Source organism: Staphylococcus sp. 11007852, assembly GCF_011394325.1.
Classification (GTDB): Bacteria; Bacillota; Bacilli; order Staphylococcales; family Staphylococcaceae; genus Staphylococcus; species Staphylococcus agnetis.
In genome coordinates, this window is record NZ_JAANBJ010000008.1 from 13,228 (window position 1) to 27,018 (window position 13,791).

Annotated in this window: 15 protein-coding genes; 3 read left to right on the forward strand and 12 right to left on the reverse strand. The window is 37.7% G+C overall.

Features of this window, described 5'->3' with window-relative positions:
• The first annotated feature begins 25 nt into the window (after positions 1-25).
• Together ahpF and G8Y85_RS02315 are read left to right on the forward strand one after the other, a co-directional pair.
• Entirely contained in the window at positions 26-1,549 is a 1,524-nt protein-coding gene (ahpF, locus tag G8Y85_RS02310; RefSeq protein WP_165805377.1) for an alkyl hydroperoxide reductase subunit F, read from the forward strand.
• 211 nt (positions 1,550-1,760) lie between these two features.
• Positions 1,761-2,234 carry a hypothetical protein gene (locus G8Y85_RS02315; protein WP_107400963.1) on the forward strand — a complete coding sequence of 158 codons (474 nt, stop codon included), beginning with the start codon at positions 1,761-1,763 and terminating at the stop codon, positions 2,232-2,234.
• A gap of 120 nt (positions 2,235-2,354) precedes the next feature.
• Here G8Y85_RS02315 and G8Y85_RS02320 read toward each other — a convergent pair whose 3' ends face one another.
• The 9 genes from G8Y85_RS02320 to G8Y85_RS02360 form a co-directional block, all read right to left on the reverse strand.
• Positions 2,355-3,305: a DUF1002 domain-containing protein gene (locus tag G8Y85_RS02320; RefSeq protein WP_165805378.1), complete on the reverse strand. Its 951-nt coding sequence runs from the start codon at positions 3,303-3,305 to the stop codon at positions 2,355-2,357.
• Positions 3,306-3,452: 147 nt separating this feature from the next.
• Positions 3,453-4,445 carry a biotin synthase BioB gene (gene bioB / locus G8Y85_RS02325; protein WP_037565066.1) on the reverse strand — a complete coding sequence of 331 codons (993 nt, stop codon included), beginning with the start codon at positions 4,443-4,445 and terminating at the stop codon, positions 3,453-3,455.
• A gap of 135 nt (positions 4,446-4,580) precedes the next feature.
• Positions 4,581-5,279: a PepSY domain-containing protein gene (locus G8Y85_RS02330; protein ID WP_165805379.1), complete on the reverse strand. Its 699-nt coding sequence runs from the start codon at positions 5,277-5,279 to the stop codon at positions 4,581-4,583.
• The gene (locus G8Y85_RS02335; RefSeq protein ID WP_165805380.1) at positions 5,263-6,633 is read right to left on the reverse strand and encodes a sensor histidine kinase; all 1,371 of its coding nucleotides are present in this window, start codon (positions 6,631-6,633) and stop codon (positions 5,263-5,265) included. The genes G8Y85_RS02330 and G8Y85_RS02335 overlap by 17 nt, the downstream gene beginning before the upstream one ends.
• A 4-nt stretch (positions 6,634-6,637) precedes the next feature.
• Positions 6,638-7,315 (reverse strand): response regulator transcription factor, encoded by a 678-nt coding sequence (locus G8Y85_RS02340; protein ID WP_145052653.1) that lies wholly within the window; start codon positions 7,313-7,315, stop codon positions 6,638-6,640.
• 9 nt (positions 7,316-7,324) lie between these two features.
• Complete coding sequence (locus G8Y85_RS02345; protein ID WP_165805381.1) at positions 7,325-8,722, reverse strand: SLC13 family permease; 1,398 nt, start codon at positions 8,720-8,722, stop codon at positions 7,325-7,327.
• A gap of 1 nt (position 8,723) precedes the next feature.
• Positions 8,724-9,920 carry a glycerate kinase family protein gene (locus tag G8Y85_RS02350; RefSeq protein WP_165805382.1) on the reverse strand — a complete coding sequence of 399 codons (1,197 nt, stop codon included), beginning with the start codon at positions 9,918-9,920 and terminating at the stop codon, positions 8,724-8,726.
• A gap of 123 nt (positions 9,921-10,043) precedes the next feature.
• Entirely contained in the window at positions 10,044-11,201 is a 1,158-nt protein-coding gene (gene chrA, locus G8Y85_RS02355; protein ID WP_107400969.1) for a chromate efflux transporter, read from the reverse strand.
• A gap of 12 nt (positions 11,202-11,213) precedes the next feature.
• Positions 11,214-11,516, reverse strand: a complete 303-nt coding sequence (locus tag G8Y85_RS02360) for a PadR family transcriptional regulator (RefSeq protein WP_060552195.1) — start codon at positions 11,514-11,516, stop codon at positions 11,214-11,216.
• 154 nt (positions 11,517-11,670) lie between these two features.
• Between G8Y85_RS02360 and G8Y85_RS02365 the strand changes: the two genes are divergently transcribed.
• Complete coding sequence (locus G8Y85_RS02365) at positions 11,671-12,048, forward strand: iron chaperone (protein WP_060552194.1); 378 nt, start codon at positions 11,671-11,673, stop codon at positions 12,046-12,048.
• A gap of 72 nt (positions 12,049-12,120) precedes the next feature.
• Here the strand turns inward: G8Y85_RS02365 and G8Y85_RS02370 are convergent, their stop codons facing one another.
• The 3 genes from G8Y85_RS02370 to ssb all read right to left on the reverse strand — a co-directional run bounded on the left by G8Y85_RS02370 (position 12,121) and on the right by ssb (position 13,776).
• Positions 12,121-12,822 (reverse strand): CPBP family intramembrane glutamic endopeptidase, encoded by a 702-nt coding sequence (locus G8Y85_RS02370; RefSeq protein ID WP_165805383.1) that lies wholly within the window; start codon positions 12,820-12,822, stop codon positions 12,121-12,123.
• 159 nt (positions 12,823-12,981) lie between these two features.
• On the reverse strand, positions 12,982-13,224 hold the full coding sequence (gene rpsR / locus G8Y85_RS02375) for a 30S ribosomal protein S18 (protein ID WP_037565082.1): 243 nt from the start codon (positions 13,222-13,224) through the stop codon (positions 12,982-12,984).
• A gap of 45 nt (positions 13,225-13,269) precedes the next feature.
• The gene (gene ssb, locus G8Y85_RS02380; RefSeq protein WP_037565084.1) at positions 13,270-13,776 is read right to left on the reverse strand and encodes a single-stranded DNA-binding protein; all 507 of its coding nucleotides are present in this window, start codon (positions 13,774-13,776) and stop codon (positions 13,270-13,272) included.
• Positions 13,777-13,791: the final 15 nt, after the last annotated feature.

Consider the following 13,791-nt stretch of genomic DNA (forward strand, 5'->3'; position numbering starts at 1 on the left):
TCACATTTTTAGGAGGCCAAAACATATGTTAAACCAAGAGTTAAAGCAACAACTTACACAGCTTCTTGATTTAATGGAAGGTGACGTGGTGTTCAAATTAAGTGCTGGCACTGATGAACACTCACAAAAATTAAGCGACTTAGTCAATGAAGTTGCAGACATGTCATCTCGCATTACAGTTGAAAAAGCTGATTTAAAACGCACACCAAGTTTCAGTATTAATCGTCCAAATGAAGAGTCTGGTATCACATTTGCAGGTGTACCATTAGGTCATGAATTCAATTCATTTGTACTCGCCTTATTACAAGTCAGTGGTCGTGCACCAAAAGAGTCTCAATCTGTTATCGATCAAATTAAAGCTATCGACAAACCATTAAACTTTGAAACATTTGTTAGCTTAACATGTCAAAAATGTCCAGATGTCGTTCAAGCATTAAACTTAATGTCTGTAATCAATCCAAATATTACACATACGATGATTGATGGTGCAGTATTCAAAAAAGAAGCTGAAGACATTATGGCAGTTCCAGCTATCTTTTTAAATGGTGAATCATTTGGAAATGGCCGTATGACTGTTTCTGATATTTTAAACGAATTAGGCGAAGGTCCTGATGCATCTGAATTTGAAGGTAAAGAAACATTTGATGTTCTTGTCATCGGTGGTGGCCCTGCAAGCGCAAGTGCAGCCATCTATGCTGCGCGTAAAGGTTTAAAAACAGGTATTGTCGCTGACCGTATTGGGGGTCAAGTGAATGATACAGCTGATATCGAAAACTTAATCGGCGTGAAGAAAACGACAGGTCCTGAACTATCATCAAACCTTGAACAACACATTTCAGACTACAAAGTAGACATCATGAAAGGTGTTCGTGCTGATAAGATTCAAAAAACGAACGAAGGCACAGACGTTACGTTAAATAACGGTGCGACATTAAAAACGAAATCCTTAATCATTGCAACAGGTGCACGTTGGCGTCAACTTGGCGTTCCTGGCGAAAGCGAATTTGCGAACAAAGGTGTCGCTTACTGCCCACACTGTGACGGTCCTTTATTTGAAGGTAAAGATGTCGCTGTAGTTGGTGGCGGTAATTCAGGTGTCGAAGCAGCGATTGACCTCGCTGGTATTTGTAACCACGTTACATTGTTTGAATTTGGTGAAGAAATGCGTGCAGACTCTGTGTTACAAGATCGTCTTCGCTCATTACCAAATACGACAGTAATCACAAATGCTGCAACTTCTGAAATTACAGGTACTGACCGTGTTAACGGCATTACGTATACAGACCGTGCAACTGACGAATCTAAACACGTTGAACTAGACGGTGTCTTTGTTCAAATCGGTTTATCACCTAACACAGAATGGGTTGGCGATGCTGTCCAACGTAACCGTATGGGTGAAATCGAAGTGGATAGATTGAACCAAACAAATGTCCCTGGCATTTTCGCAGCAGGTGACTGTACAGACCAACGCTACAAACAAATTATTATTTCAATGGGATCTGGTGCAAGCGCAGCATTATCTGCATTTGATTACCTCATCCGTAATTAAAATCAATAATACAACGGACTGGCGACATGAACACTTCATGTTACCAGTCTTTTTTATTTATAAAAATGTAGCATCTCTAAATTTGACTGCCTCTTCATACGTCTCATGGAAACCAACAATGAACGCTATGTTTTTGGCATTTGACCCTAACCATATATGCGTTTATAATATATAATAATATTATAAGTTATTATTTAGAGGTTAATTCATCATGTCGACGAAATCCATTACTCAAATCAGTGCTATTGCTGCACTGTTAACTGTTTTTGCTTTGTTTAAACTACCGGCTATATTGCCTGGGTTGGAATTCCAACTTTCGGCACCTGTATCGCTTTTAATATTGGCTTTTTTTGGAATTAAACGCTATTTTATTGGTGGCCTGATTTCAAGTGCGATTCTATTCATCATTGGCGCATTCAATCCACTTCATTTATGTATCTCTTTGATTTTTAGAATACTCTCAATAAGTGTGGTGTATTGTTTAGGGATATCGTTAAGAACGCTATGCATTGCTGGATGCGTAGGAACGCTAGTATCTCGCATTGTTCTTGCTGAATTTTTACATTTACCGCCAATTGTACTGGTTGCTCATGCATTGCCAGGCATTTGTTTTACACTTATCGTTGTTTCATTACTCTATCCAACGTTAAGCCGACGTCCTGTGATTCAAGCGCTGTGTAAATAGTTCACGCCCACACTCATGCTTTATAACTCCCCAATATAGAAAGCCTTCAAATTCATTCTAGTCAATGAATTTGAAGGCTTTCTGTTAATCTAATTAGACATATCCAGTACGCATTATTCATTATAAAAATGACATGAGCCATAAATAAATACGTTGAAAGAAATCGACAATCGCATTCCATATTCTTTGGAAGAAGTTGCCTGCTTCTTCAGGATTTAAGTTTTTTAACGCTTCAATTTTATCCCCTGCATGTTTACGAATATCATCTTTTAGTGCGTTCGCTTGTTTTTCATATGCTTTCGGATCTTGGTTAATGACATCAGATTTTGCAACATTCATCATCAAATTTTGAATCACTGCAATATCATTATCACTTAATATTTGATGTAAGTTGTGTTCATGTATCGTTTGATTAACGATATGGTTAATCGTTGTTTGATTAATTTGTTGATTATTCTGTTTGGCTTCTGCAATTTGACCTTTCATATCAGCAATTGATTGGTTCAACACTTCATCTGAATAGCCCTCTTTTTTCGCATGCATTTCACTGATATTTGCTAAATCATTCATTTCTTGGTGTGCATTTTGAATGTCTTTTTGATTTAATGTGTGACCTTGTGTCTCGTACGCTTTATATATACCTGTGAGCGCGCCTTCTCCAGAAACGCGGTCAATAGCAGCAATTTTAATTTTCGCATCTTGAATACCCGCGGTAATCGCAGCGTTGATATATTGTTCACGTGTAATGCGCGTGATGTTGTCAGGGGTTTCAATCGTTACAGAGACACCTCTACCAAATTTCTTCGGCTTAATATAAGCACTTGAATGAATGAAATCATATTCTGTCCCTGTATAACGAACAACGTCATTATGATTCACTTCGTATGTTGTGACGTTCTTACCGACGCCAAGGAGCTCTTTCGTTTTGTGTAGCTGATTTTGATTTAAATCCGCCCCTTGAATAAAAATATCTTCTTTAGGTTTATGTTCATTGGCCGCTTCAGCTTGATACGTTGTGCCTGTCGTTAATAAGGTGATGACTAGACCGCTAGCGAGTAATTTCTTATACATGTGTTCACTTCCTTTTACCATTAACGTTATTTTAACATGGATAATGTGTTGTGCTATCCTTCCATAGACGTAATTATAATCTTTTTACTTTAAATAAAAAACTGCCAATCAAGCACATGGCTTCATCGACAGTTTTTACGCACATCATTATACCGTTTTAACCGGTTGTGCAACGTCATGGTTATAATCAATCTCGTATCCCATATCTTTAATCATATCGTAATCTAATTGATTTGGCTGACCCCCTGTGATTAAATAATCGCCAACGAAAATAGAATTTGCTACCATCAACGCGGTAGATTGTAATGAACGTAGGTTGACTTCACGGCCACCAGCAATACGAATCTCTTTCGTTGGATTAATTAACCTAAATAGTGCCAAAATTCGTAAGCAACGCATTGGTGTTAAGTCATCCATCTCTCCAAATTTCGTTCCTTTGATCGGATGTAAAAAGTTGACCGGGATACTGTCTGCGTCAATGTCTCTCAAGGCAAACGCCATATCAACGATATCTTCGTTCGTTTCCCCCATACCACAAATGACACCCGAACATGGCGAAATATTGTGTGCCTTCATCGTCTCAATCGTATCAACGCGGTCTTGATATGAATGTGTGGTAACAACTTCGTCGTGATAATTTTCACTCGTGTTTAAGTTGTGATTATAACGGTCCACGCCCGCTGCTTTCAATTGCGCTGCTTGTTTTTCATTCGTTAATCCTAAGCATGCACAAATCTTCAATTGAGGGTGTTCTGATTTAATACGCTCAACAGATTTCGTAATATGATCTACTTCTTTATCACTTGGTCCTCTACCACTCATTACAATACAATATGTACCAATTTCATGCTCCGCTGCCACTTTAGCCCCTTCAGTAATTTGGTTTTCAGGAATTAAAGCATAGCGTTGTTTTTCTTTCATTTCACGTGATTGACCACAATAACCACAATCTTCTGGGCAAATGCCACTTTTAGCGTTCAATATCATATTCAGTTTCACTTTGTGCCCATAATAATGTTTTCTCAGTTGATACGCTTCATGTACCAAATCCATCGTATCCATCGTATCATCAATAAATATGTCATAAGCTTCTTGATGTGTTAAAGGGTGACCTTGTAAAATGCGCATTGCTAAATTCATTCTAAAACCTCCTAATCTATAGGACAGTATAGCATAATTGTAAACAAAATTTTAAATAAGTTTACATTCAGCATTAAAAAAATGCGACGTCCCCATGATTAATGTCGAATCGGGTTAGCGTTGCATTTTGTCGTGTTAGTCGTCTTCACCCCAGTCATCCTCTCCAACATCATCATCGTCAGAGGTAGATGTTGGTGATTGTGGCGAAGATGGCACTTGTGACGTGTTTGGCGTTTCATGGGACTGTGGTGCTGATGCATCATGTGAATGATGATGCGTCGCAACATGTTCTTCTTGAGTTGTCGCGCCTGCACGGGTGAACCATGACACTGAGGTCACTTTACCAGTTAGGCGATGTATCATCACATTAGCGCCTTCGCTTTGATTCACATGTTGTGTCACTGCATAGTGTGGCGCATTTTTCGATTGTTGTAATTTGATTGCGACAAACGTACCACCGACATGCTTTTTAGCGATGGTTTTCGCTTCGTTTTCACTGATGTGATGCATCCTCTTCTTTTGTTTTTGGCTTTTTTTCAGAGCTGCTTGCTTTTTAAATGTTTTCGTCTTCGTCATTTGCATAATTGACCCTTTTTTTCGATCAATCACAATGTGATACTCTGCCTCTTTATTCACCATTCTTACATTAAATTCAGCTTCATTTTGATTCGTATGAATTGATTTTACTGTGCCATCATAACGGTTTTCCACCAATTGCTTTGCGCTCGCTTTACTCATGTATGATTGATTGGCGTTAAGATAAATAACGATACCTAAAACAACGGCTAATATGATGCTAATGATAAGTACAACTATTTTAAGGAGTGATTTCATAGTTTACCTCCTTTGGAATCGTTAATGTAAAAGTCGTTCCATGATTTACTTCGCTATTTACATGAATTGTAATATGTTCTTTCTTAGCGATTTCTTGGGCAATGGATAATCCTAAACCAGAACCGCCTGTTTGTCGTGAACGTGCTTTGTCCACACGATAAAATCGCGTAAAAATGTGCGGCAGTTCCGCTTGAGGAATTCCTATACCGTCATCAGATATTGATAGCATCACGTGCTGTTTTGTTTCGGTTAATATAAGATTAATTGACGTGCGTCCATATTTGTGTGCATTATCTAAAAATATATGGACCAATTGTTTAAAGGATTGGACATCTATCTGTACATTTCCTGAAGCCGTATAATCTTCCACTTTCAAGGTATGAGTGTAGACATTAGTCATTCTGTCTACTAATTCTCGAACAATGGTCGGTAAATGAACACATTCAAGACTGCGCTCCGTCTTATTTTCTGTAATTTGAGCCACATACAGTAGCTGTTCAGTTAAAAACTTCATTTTTTGCGCTTCATCATGAATTGCGTGAATACTTTCATCTAATGTTTTTTCATCTTTTTTTCCAAAACGTTTCAACATTTGGCTGTAGGCACTAATGACAGTGATTGGCGTTTTTAATTCATGTGACGCATTCATAATAAATGCTTGTTGTTTCTCATCATGTTCTTTTAATTTGTTCATCATATCGTTAAACGAATTTGATAATACTTTAATTTCATATGAATCATTTTTTTGAATGTGAACAGGTTGATAGTCTTTAGTATCCTCTGTTTTTTTAATATGTTGAATTAATTGCAATATCGGTTCTGTAATGATACGGGTTATCATATTATTGATATAAAAAATGAGGATTAATACAAATAAGGTGGAGCCGACTAAAATCCATTTCAACATTTGAAAAGATTCATATTTAAAGTCGACATTTTCAAATAATTGTAAATTAACGACATTGCCATCTTTCCAAACAATAGGTAATGACACCATCGCAAAGTGATGGCCTTTGTAGTCAATCGTCCTTTTATATTGATGCGCACGATAGTCTAATTCCATATTGTTGTAAGTCACATCTGTCGCAAATTTTACAATTGCTACATCATCTTGATTGACCACACTAATATAGCCATCTGATAAAATATATCCGTGGTTCATAATTTCCGTATTCGTTTGGTTTTCAGAAGCTTTCATTTCTTCCATAATATTGACACTACGGTTTTCGAGTTGATTCAGTTCGGATTCCAGTGTATAATGTTTAAATAAAAAATAGACAAGTATGTTCACGCAAATGACTATAATTACCGTCATTAACGTAATATACAGTTGAATTCGAGTTCCTAAACGCATGACTTCAATCCTTTATCATATAGCCATAACCGCGAACACTTGAAATGAGCGATGGCTTAGATTGATCGAGCTTTTTTCGCAAATGACGTACATACACATCTACAACATTGGTATCTCCTTGATAGTCATAAGCCCATACTTTTTCAATAATTTGTTCACGTTCTAATGCTTGATTTTTGTGCTCTAATAAAAACACAAGGAGCTCATATTCTTTTGGTGTTAAATTGATTAAGGTATCATCGCGGAATACTTCTCGTGAATTTGTATCTACACGAATATGTTTATACTGAAGTGTGTGTGAAGGTGATTTCGCTTCGATTTGTGCTGATTTTAAATGCACACGAATACGTGCCAACAACTCTTCAATTTCAAACGGTTTTGTCACATAATCATTCGCCCCAGAGTCCAGACCACCGACTTTGTCAGTAACCGCATCTCTCGCCGTCAACATAATCACTTTTATATTATTATCTTTCATTCGAATGCGCCTTAAAACTTCTAATCCATTGAGTTCAGGCAACATGACATCTAATAAAATTAAATCAAAGGCCCCTTCATTATACGCATGTAATGCTTCTTTACCTGTGTAGACATTCGTCACATGATATTCTGCAAATTCAAGTTCTAATTGTAATACACGTGCAATTTTTTCATCATCTTCAACTATTAAAATATGTTCCATGTCAGCCCCCTACTTTAAATGTAACCCCGTAAACTGCCAATAAATAAAATACATAACAACCATTACAATGATGTACATCGGCATTAAATAAAGACTCAAATAAGCAAGTTGTCTCGTTGTAAATGGTCGTTCATCTAACTCATAAAAAATAAGTAATGCTTTAGAGCTTACTGGAAATGTCACACAATAGTTGATACCTATAAGTGCAATAAAAACGACTGCAACAGGATTAAGGTCAAACATCTTACAGAGTATTAGAAATGTCGGTATAAGCACTACCGCTCGTGTCGTATGACTTGTAATCAATAAATGTGACATCACGCTAATGACACTAATGAGTAAAATTAAAAACCATTCATTCATAATTGATATATGTTGTAACCCTTGCATAAATAGTGTTTGGAAATGGGCAATCACTTTGTACTTCACAAGGAGTTCTCCCAACACTGTTGCACTTGCAACAAAAAAGATTAAACTCCAAGACACTTTTTTTAACGCGGTATTCCAAGCAATTAACTTGAACTGTGGTAACATCATGACATAACTCATCGCTATCGTCACAAACGCTATATCAAAGCCATGCAGCGCCTCTGTAAGCCATAATAAAATCGTTAGTCCGATCAAACTCAACGCAATCTTTTCTTGTGATGTCAATGGCTCGCGTGCATGTTCAATGTACTGTGCAGACGCATTATCAAGAGGCACATTGACGGTATTGGGCTTGATGTGCCATCTCAGTACAAAAATCGTTAATAAGCTTATGATTAATGCAAATGGTAACCCCCATAGCAAAAATGCCATATAACTGATTTGAGCGTCTGTTTGACCTTCTAAAATACCAATACCTATCAGATGACTACCTGCCCCGATTAATGTGGCATTGGTCATCATCAGAATCAACATTGGAATTAAAAGACCAAAGAATGTTTGATATTTAGGGAAATGCGTCTTAAGCGCTAGAAAAATAGGCATAAATGCTGCAGCACGACTCGATGTGGAAGGAATCGTAAACGTCATGAGTAAAATAGCTAGACTCATAAACGCTATCGCACGTAAAGGTGTATAGCAGTGCATAGCCATCCACTTTACCAAACGCTGCAGCAATCCACTCGATTCAATCACAGCACTCATGATAAAGGCACCTATCATTAACCATACAATGTGTTGATTCAGTGCATTAAATAACATCGCTTCAGGCACACCTAACACTACTGCAACAACAAGACATAACATCCCTACAAGTCCAGCAGGTACTTTAGAAAATACAAATAGCCCCAGTGCCAAAACAAAACACATTAAACTGACCTTACCCATGTACGCTAACGATGTTCCTAAAAAGATACTTAATGCGATAATAATAAAACCTAACCACACCATCAGTTGGGTTAATGATACGTTGTTGAACATTTTATAGCGCTACTTTCTTGCTAGATGCATCAAATTCTTGTTCTGATTCTATCAAATACATACCAATTGTAATATGTCGGATGGCGCTTTCTGCACAGCCTTCTAGCCATTTTTCTGCATCTTCAATAGCATTATCAAGTGTCGTAGGACCCGGAATAATGCTTGAAAACGCATCGATACCACTTTGATAATTGCGTTTTGCATTTTTACCAATCGTACCCGCAAGTGCCACGACGGGTTTGTCATATATTTTAGCGATCCGTGCTACTTCAGCTGGTATTTTTCCATTAGGCGTTTGATCATCAATACAACCTTCAGCGGTAATAACAACATCGCTATCTTTAATCGCCGTTTCAACATTAATGTAAGTCATAATGACATCAAAACGTCGATGTAACGTCGCATTTGCAAATGCGCTTAAGCCTGCCCCGAGACCACCTGAAGCACCTGACCCTTCAACTGTGCGTAAATTTTTACCTGTCTCACGTTCAATTAGAGTTGCTAAATGTTCAAGGTTAGCAGATAATTGTTCTACTTCTTCTAATGTCGCTCCCTTTTGAGGTCCAAACACTCGTGCAACACCGTTTTCACCGCATAACACATTAGTCCAATTTACAGCGACATCAATTTGCGTATGTTGTATCCGTGGATCGACACTTGACAAATCCATATACGCAATTTTATGAATATCGGCAGCACCTTGTATATGAAGCAGCGCATCTTGTGCGTCGAATAGTTGTACGCCTATTGCTTGGGCCATGCCAATTCCACCATCCGATGTGCCTGAATCTCCACAACCTATCAAAATACGATCCACACCATAATCTAGTGCTTTTAAAATCGTTTCTCCTACACCATATGTCGTTGTATATAAAGGATTACGCTTCGTTTTAGGTACATGTCTCAGTCCTGCAATGGCTGCCATTTCAATCACCGCCACAGTTTGACCGTCTTCTTTAAAAACACCAAAGAATGAAGAGATTTGTTTACCTATAGGTCCTGTCACATGCGTTTTTATTTTGTAACCATTTTTCACTTTAATCATTGTTTCAACGAATCCCTCACCACCATCCACCATAGGAATGACGTGAACATCATGTGTCGGTGAAACATTATGAATCCCTTTTTTAATCGCATAACCCACTTCTTCTGCACTCAGACTTTCTTTAAATCCTGATGGAATCACTGTACATTTCATCTTTCAACACTCCTCAAATTAAATAACGCCCTGTTATATATGGTTACTTTAATCATTAGAGATTGAAATTGACTTAAAGAAAAATTAAAAATCGATTAAAAAGCGAACTACTATTTTATATATTCAATACAGTACGACACCGCCAATAATACCTAAAATCACAATCGCCCAAGAAGGTACTTTACAGTACGCCAACAATACAAATAAAATAGCCGCAAATACAAAGTCGATGCGTGTATGCATTGCTGATGTCAGGATAGGATCATAAAACGCAGCGACCAATATACCTACCACGCCTGCACTGATGCCTTTTAAAACTTTACGCATGTGCGCATTATTTTGAACGCGTTCCCAAAAAGGCAAGACACCTACGAGAAGTAAAAATGCAGGTAAAAAGATGGCAAGCGTTGCTACAATAGCACCGAGCCCGCCTGACATGACAGTACCAACATAAGATGCGAATGTAAACAACGGCCCTGGTACGGCTTGCGCGAGTGCATATCCCGTAATAAAATCATCTGCACTAATCATTTTACCTCCTACAAATGCACCTTCTAGTAAAGGTAATACGACGTGTCCCCCTCCAAATACGAGAGCACCAGAACGGTAGAAATGATCTATCATCGCAATCCATGATGACTCTGACAGCGCATTCGCGATTGGTAATACAATGAGTAGACTAAAAAAGAGTATCAGTGCGCTAATACCCACAGAGCGACGGATTTGAAATAGTCGCACTTGAGTTGTTTCACCTTGTTCATGTTTAAATATAAACAAACCAATGAGACCCACTATAGTTAATGCGAGCACTTGCGATGCTGGGTGTGCGATAAGTACTGTAACGACGAGCGTGAACAATGCAAATAGTTTCGTTTTCATATCTGGGAGTAGTTTTTGAGCCATACCTAAGATAGCATTAAGTACCACAGCGACCGCTACAATTTTTAAACCGTTCACCCAACTCATATCCATCCCAGATGTTTGAAGCAAGCTTGCAAATATGACTAAAATTAAGACAGACGGCAGTGTAAAACCGAGGAATGATATGATGCCCCCAATGAGTCCTGCTTTGGCCACACCAATACCAAATCCTACCTGGCTACTCGCAGGTCCTGGTAAAAATTGACACAAAGCAACCAAATGCGTATATTGAGCATCTGTTAACCATTGACGCCGTTTCACATACTCATCATAAAAATATCCCAAATGCGCTGTAGGTCCTCCGAAAGACGTACAGCCCAACCTTAAAGCAATTAAAAATAAATGAACATACCCTTTCATAGCGTCATCCTCCTAAATTTCATTTAGTAATTCAGCTAATTTACGCTTACTCTCCTTCAACATTTGAGCACCAAAATCCGTACAGTTGTAATGGATACGCTGATGCCCCTTCACCGTGACTTTTTCGGTTTCAAGTAATCCCTCTTCTTCCATACGATGTAAAATCGGATATAACGTTCCCGCACTCATGTCATACCCATGTGAACGTAACTCCTCAATCATCCAACTGCCGTAAATCGGTGCTTCAAGCGCATGATGTAAAATATGAATATATATAAACCCTAAAAACATACGACGTTCTAGTTTACTTTTCAAATAACGTCCTCCTTTGCTAATATCGGTATTCGATATCGGTTTTCGATATTAAATTAACATATCTGCATTCTAAATGCGACCCTTTAGAAAAATAAATATGGTATAGTAAACAAAAATAACAATCTGTAGATGGATTAAAAATTGAGGTGTATGCATGAAAACATTTGAAGCATTTCTGGAAACCATTGAAAAACCAGCGCATCGTGAGAAACTAAAAAATGTTGTCGAGCAATTGCTGAATGAGTACCCTGAACTTACTTTAGAAATCAAGTGGAACCAGCCGATGTTATTATTAAAAGACAATGGCACATTTATATTAGGATTGAGTAAAGCCAAACCCCATTTTGCGATTGCCCCTGAAATTGAGACACGGAATTATTTTGATGACGCCATTAAACAAGCGGGTTATGATGCGACAAAAATGATTATTAAAATTAAATGGACAGATGACGTCAATTTTGATCTTATACGAAAAATGATAGAAAAAAATATAGCAGATAAACAACATACGACAAAATTTTGGCGTGAATAATTGAAGCACAATAAAAGGCGCACGTAGGAATACAGGGTTCAAACCGGTATCCTTATCGTGCGCCTTAATGATTTATTGAAATAATAATGGAATAAATGTATATGCATTGTTCAATATATGCATCATTAACGGTAATTCAAAACGCTTCGTTTTTAAATAAACAAAGCTATATAATACTGCAGATTGAAAATAAATGAGAAACTCTATGACATTTGATGGTACATGCGTGAGTGCGAATATTGTCGATAATACAATGACACCCACCCACGGTAAACCTCTAAACATATATTTTAGCCCCATACCACGGTATACAACTTCTTCAACGAATGGTCCGATAAATGTGCCTAAAATGACGAACCAAATTGTCGAACGTAGTTGAATCGATTGGTCTATGACTTGATCATTTGTCGTTTTACCCGTCCCTAACATGGATAACAATAGAAGATCGATTAATCCGACGAGAATGAATACACCGAGCGCAAGTAACAGATGTGCGCCTTTAATACGTTCAAATTTAAATAGTTTTAAACGTGACGATTTCCATAACATCGCTGCAATTGAAAAAGCGATGATACCTATGATGACACTCACTAATGAAAATGTATCTAAATTAATACACATAAATCCGATGTAAAGTATGATAGCAACAGCGATGCTTGAGATTCTTGCTTTCTTAGTAGTCGTCGTGCTCCCACTAGAATTTTCAGCCGTTTCCCATGGTACAGTTGTAAACGTATCCTTCAATATAGTCTTTATTTTGTCTAACCATACCATATATTGTTCACTCCTATGTCTCATCTTTTGTTGTGAAATTACTCCACATTATAGGGAGTGTCACATCTGATTGCAATACTTTTTATAAAAAATTTTATAATCAAATATATAAAAAATCCCGACACCTAATACGGTTCGGGACTTTTTTATTACCAAATCTTAAGCTTCGTCTTTAACGAATGGTAATAACGCCATATGACGTGCACGTTTAATTGCAGTCGTTAATTGACGTTGGTATTTAGCTGAAGTTCCAGTCACACGACGTGGTAAAATTTTACCGCGTTCTGAGATGAAACGTTTTAATAATTCAGTGTCTTTGTAGTCGATGTGTGTAATACCGTTTGCTGTGAAGTAACAAACTTTTTTACGACGACGACCACCTCTTCTTGGTCCACCTGCCATGATTTGTGCCTCCCTTGCTTCATTTTTTATAATACGTTCATTATTTTAAAATGGTAAATCATCATCACTAATATCGATAGGGCCATTCGCATTGGCAAATGGGTTATCATTGTTCGATGAATGATTGTTGTTGTTTTGATATGATGAATTTTGACCTTGTTGTTGTCCACCGAAACTTTGGCCATAACTTTGGAAGTCATTGCCTTGGTTATTCGAATGACGTTGGTTTTGTGATTTAGGTTCAAGGAATTGAACACTGTCACACACAACTTCTGTCACATAGACACGTCGGCCTTCTTGATTTTCGTAACTGCGTGATTGTAAGCGACCATCAACGCCAGCGAGACTCCCTTTGAACAAGAAATTGCTCACGTTTTCTGCTTGCTTTCTAAAAACAACACAGTTAATAAAGTCTGCTTCACGTTCCCCTTGGTTGTTTGTAAACGTACGATTCACTGCTAAAGTAAACGTCGCTACGCCTACACCTGAGGGTGTCGTTCTGTATTCTGGATCTTTTGTTAATCGACCTACTAATACAACTCTGTTAAGCATATTCACGCCTCATTT

Bases quoted from the DNA above. Each gene is read 5' to 3' on its own strand.
- ahpF (WP_165805377.1), top strand. From the start codon at position 26: ATGTTAAACCAAGAGTTAAAGCAACAACTTACACAGCTTCTTGATTTA.
- G8Y85_RS02315 (WP_107400963.1), top strand. From the start codon at position 1,761: ATGTCGACGAAATCCATTACTCAAATCAGTGCTATTGCTGCACTGTTA.
- G8Y85_RS02320 (WP_165805378.1), bottom strand. From the start codon at position 3,305: ATGTATAAGAAATTACTCGCTAGCGGTCTAGTCATCACCTTATTAACG.
- bioB (WP_037565066.1), bottom strand. From the start codon at position 4,445: ATGAATTTAGCAATGCGCATTTTACAAGGTCACCCTTTAACACATCAA.
- G8Y85_RS02330 (WP_165805379.1), bottom strand. From the start codon at position 5,279: ATGAAATCACTCCTTAAAATAGTTGTACTTATCATTAGCATCATATTA.
- G8Y85_RS02335 (WP_165805380.1), bottom strand. From the start codon at position 6,633: ATGCGTTTAGGAACTCGAATTCAACTGTATATTACGTTAATGACGGTA.
- G8Y85_RS02340 (WP_145052653.1), bottom strand. From the start codon at position 7,315: ATGGAACATATTTTAATAGTTGAAGATGATGAAAAAATTGCACGTGTA.
- G8Y85_RS02345 (WP_165805381.1), bottom strand. From the start codon at position 8,722: ATGTTCAACAACGTATCATTAACCCAACTGATGGTGTGGTTAGGTTTT.
- G8Y85_RS02350 (WP_165805382.1), bottom strand. From the start codon at position 9,920: ATGAAATGTACAGTGATTCCATCAGGATTTAAAGAAAGTCTGAGTGCA.
- chrA (WP_107400969.1), bottom strand. From the start codon at position 11,201: ATGAAAGGGTATGTTCATTTATTTTTAATTGCTTTAAGGTTGGGCTGT.
- G8Y85_RS02365 (WP_060552194.1), top strand. From the start codon at position 11,671: ATGAAAACATTTGAAGCATTTCTGGAAACCATTGAAAAACCAGCGCAT.
- G8Y85_RS02370 (WP_165805383.1), bottom strand. From the start codon at position 12,822: ATGGTATGGTTAGACAAAATAAAGACTATATTGAAGGATACGTTTACA.
- rpsR (WP_037565082.1), bottom strand. From the start codon at position 13,224: ATGGCAGGTGGACCAAGAAGAGGTGGTCGTCGTCGTAAAAAAGTTTGT.
- ssb (WP_037565084.1), bottom strand. From the start codon at position 13,776: ATGCTTAACAGAGTTGTATTAGTAGGTCGATTAACAAAAGATCCAGAA.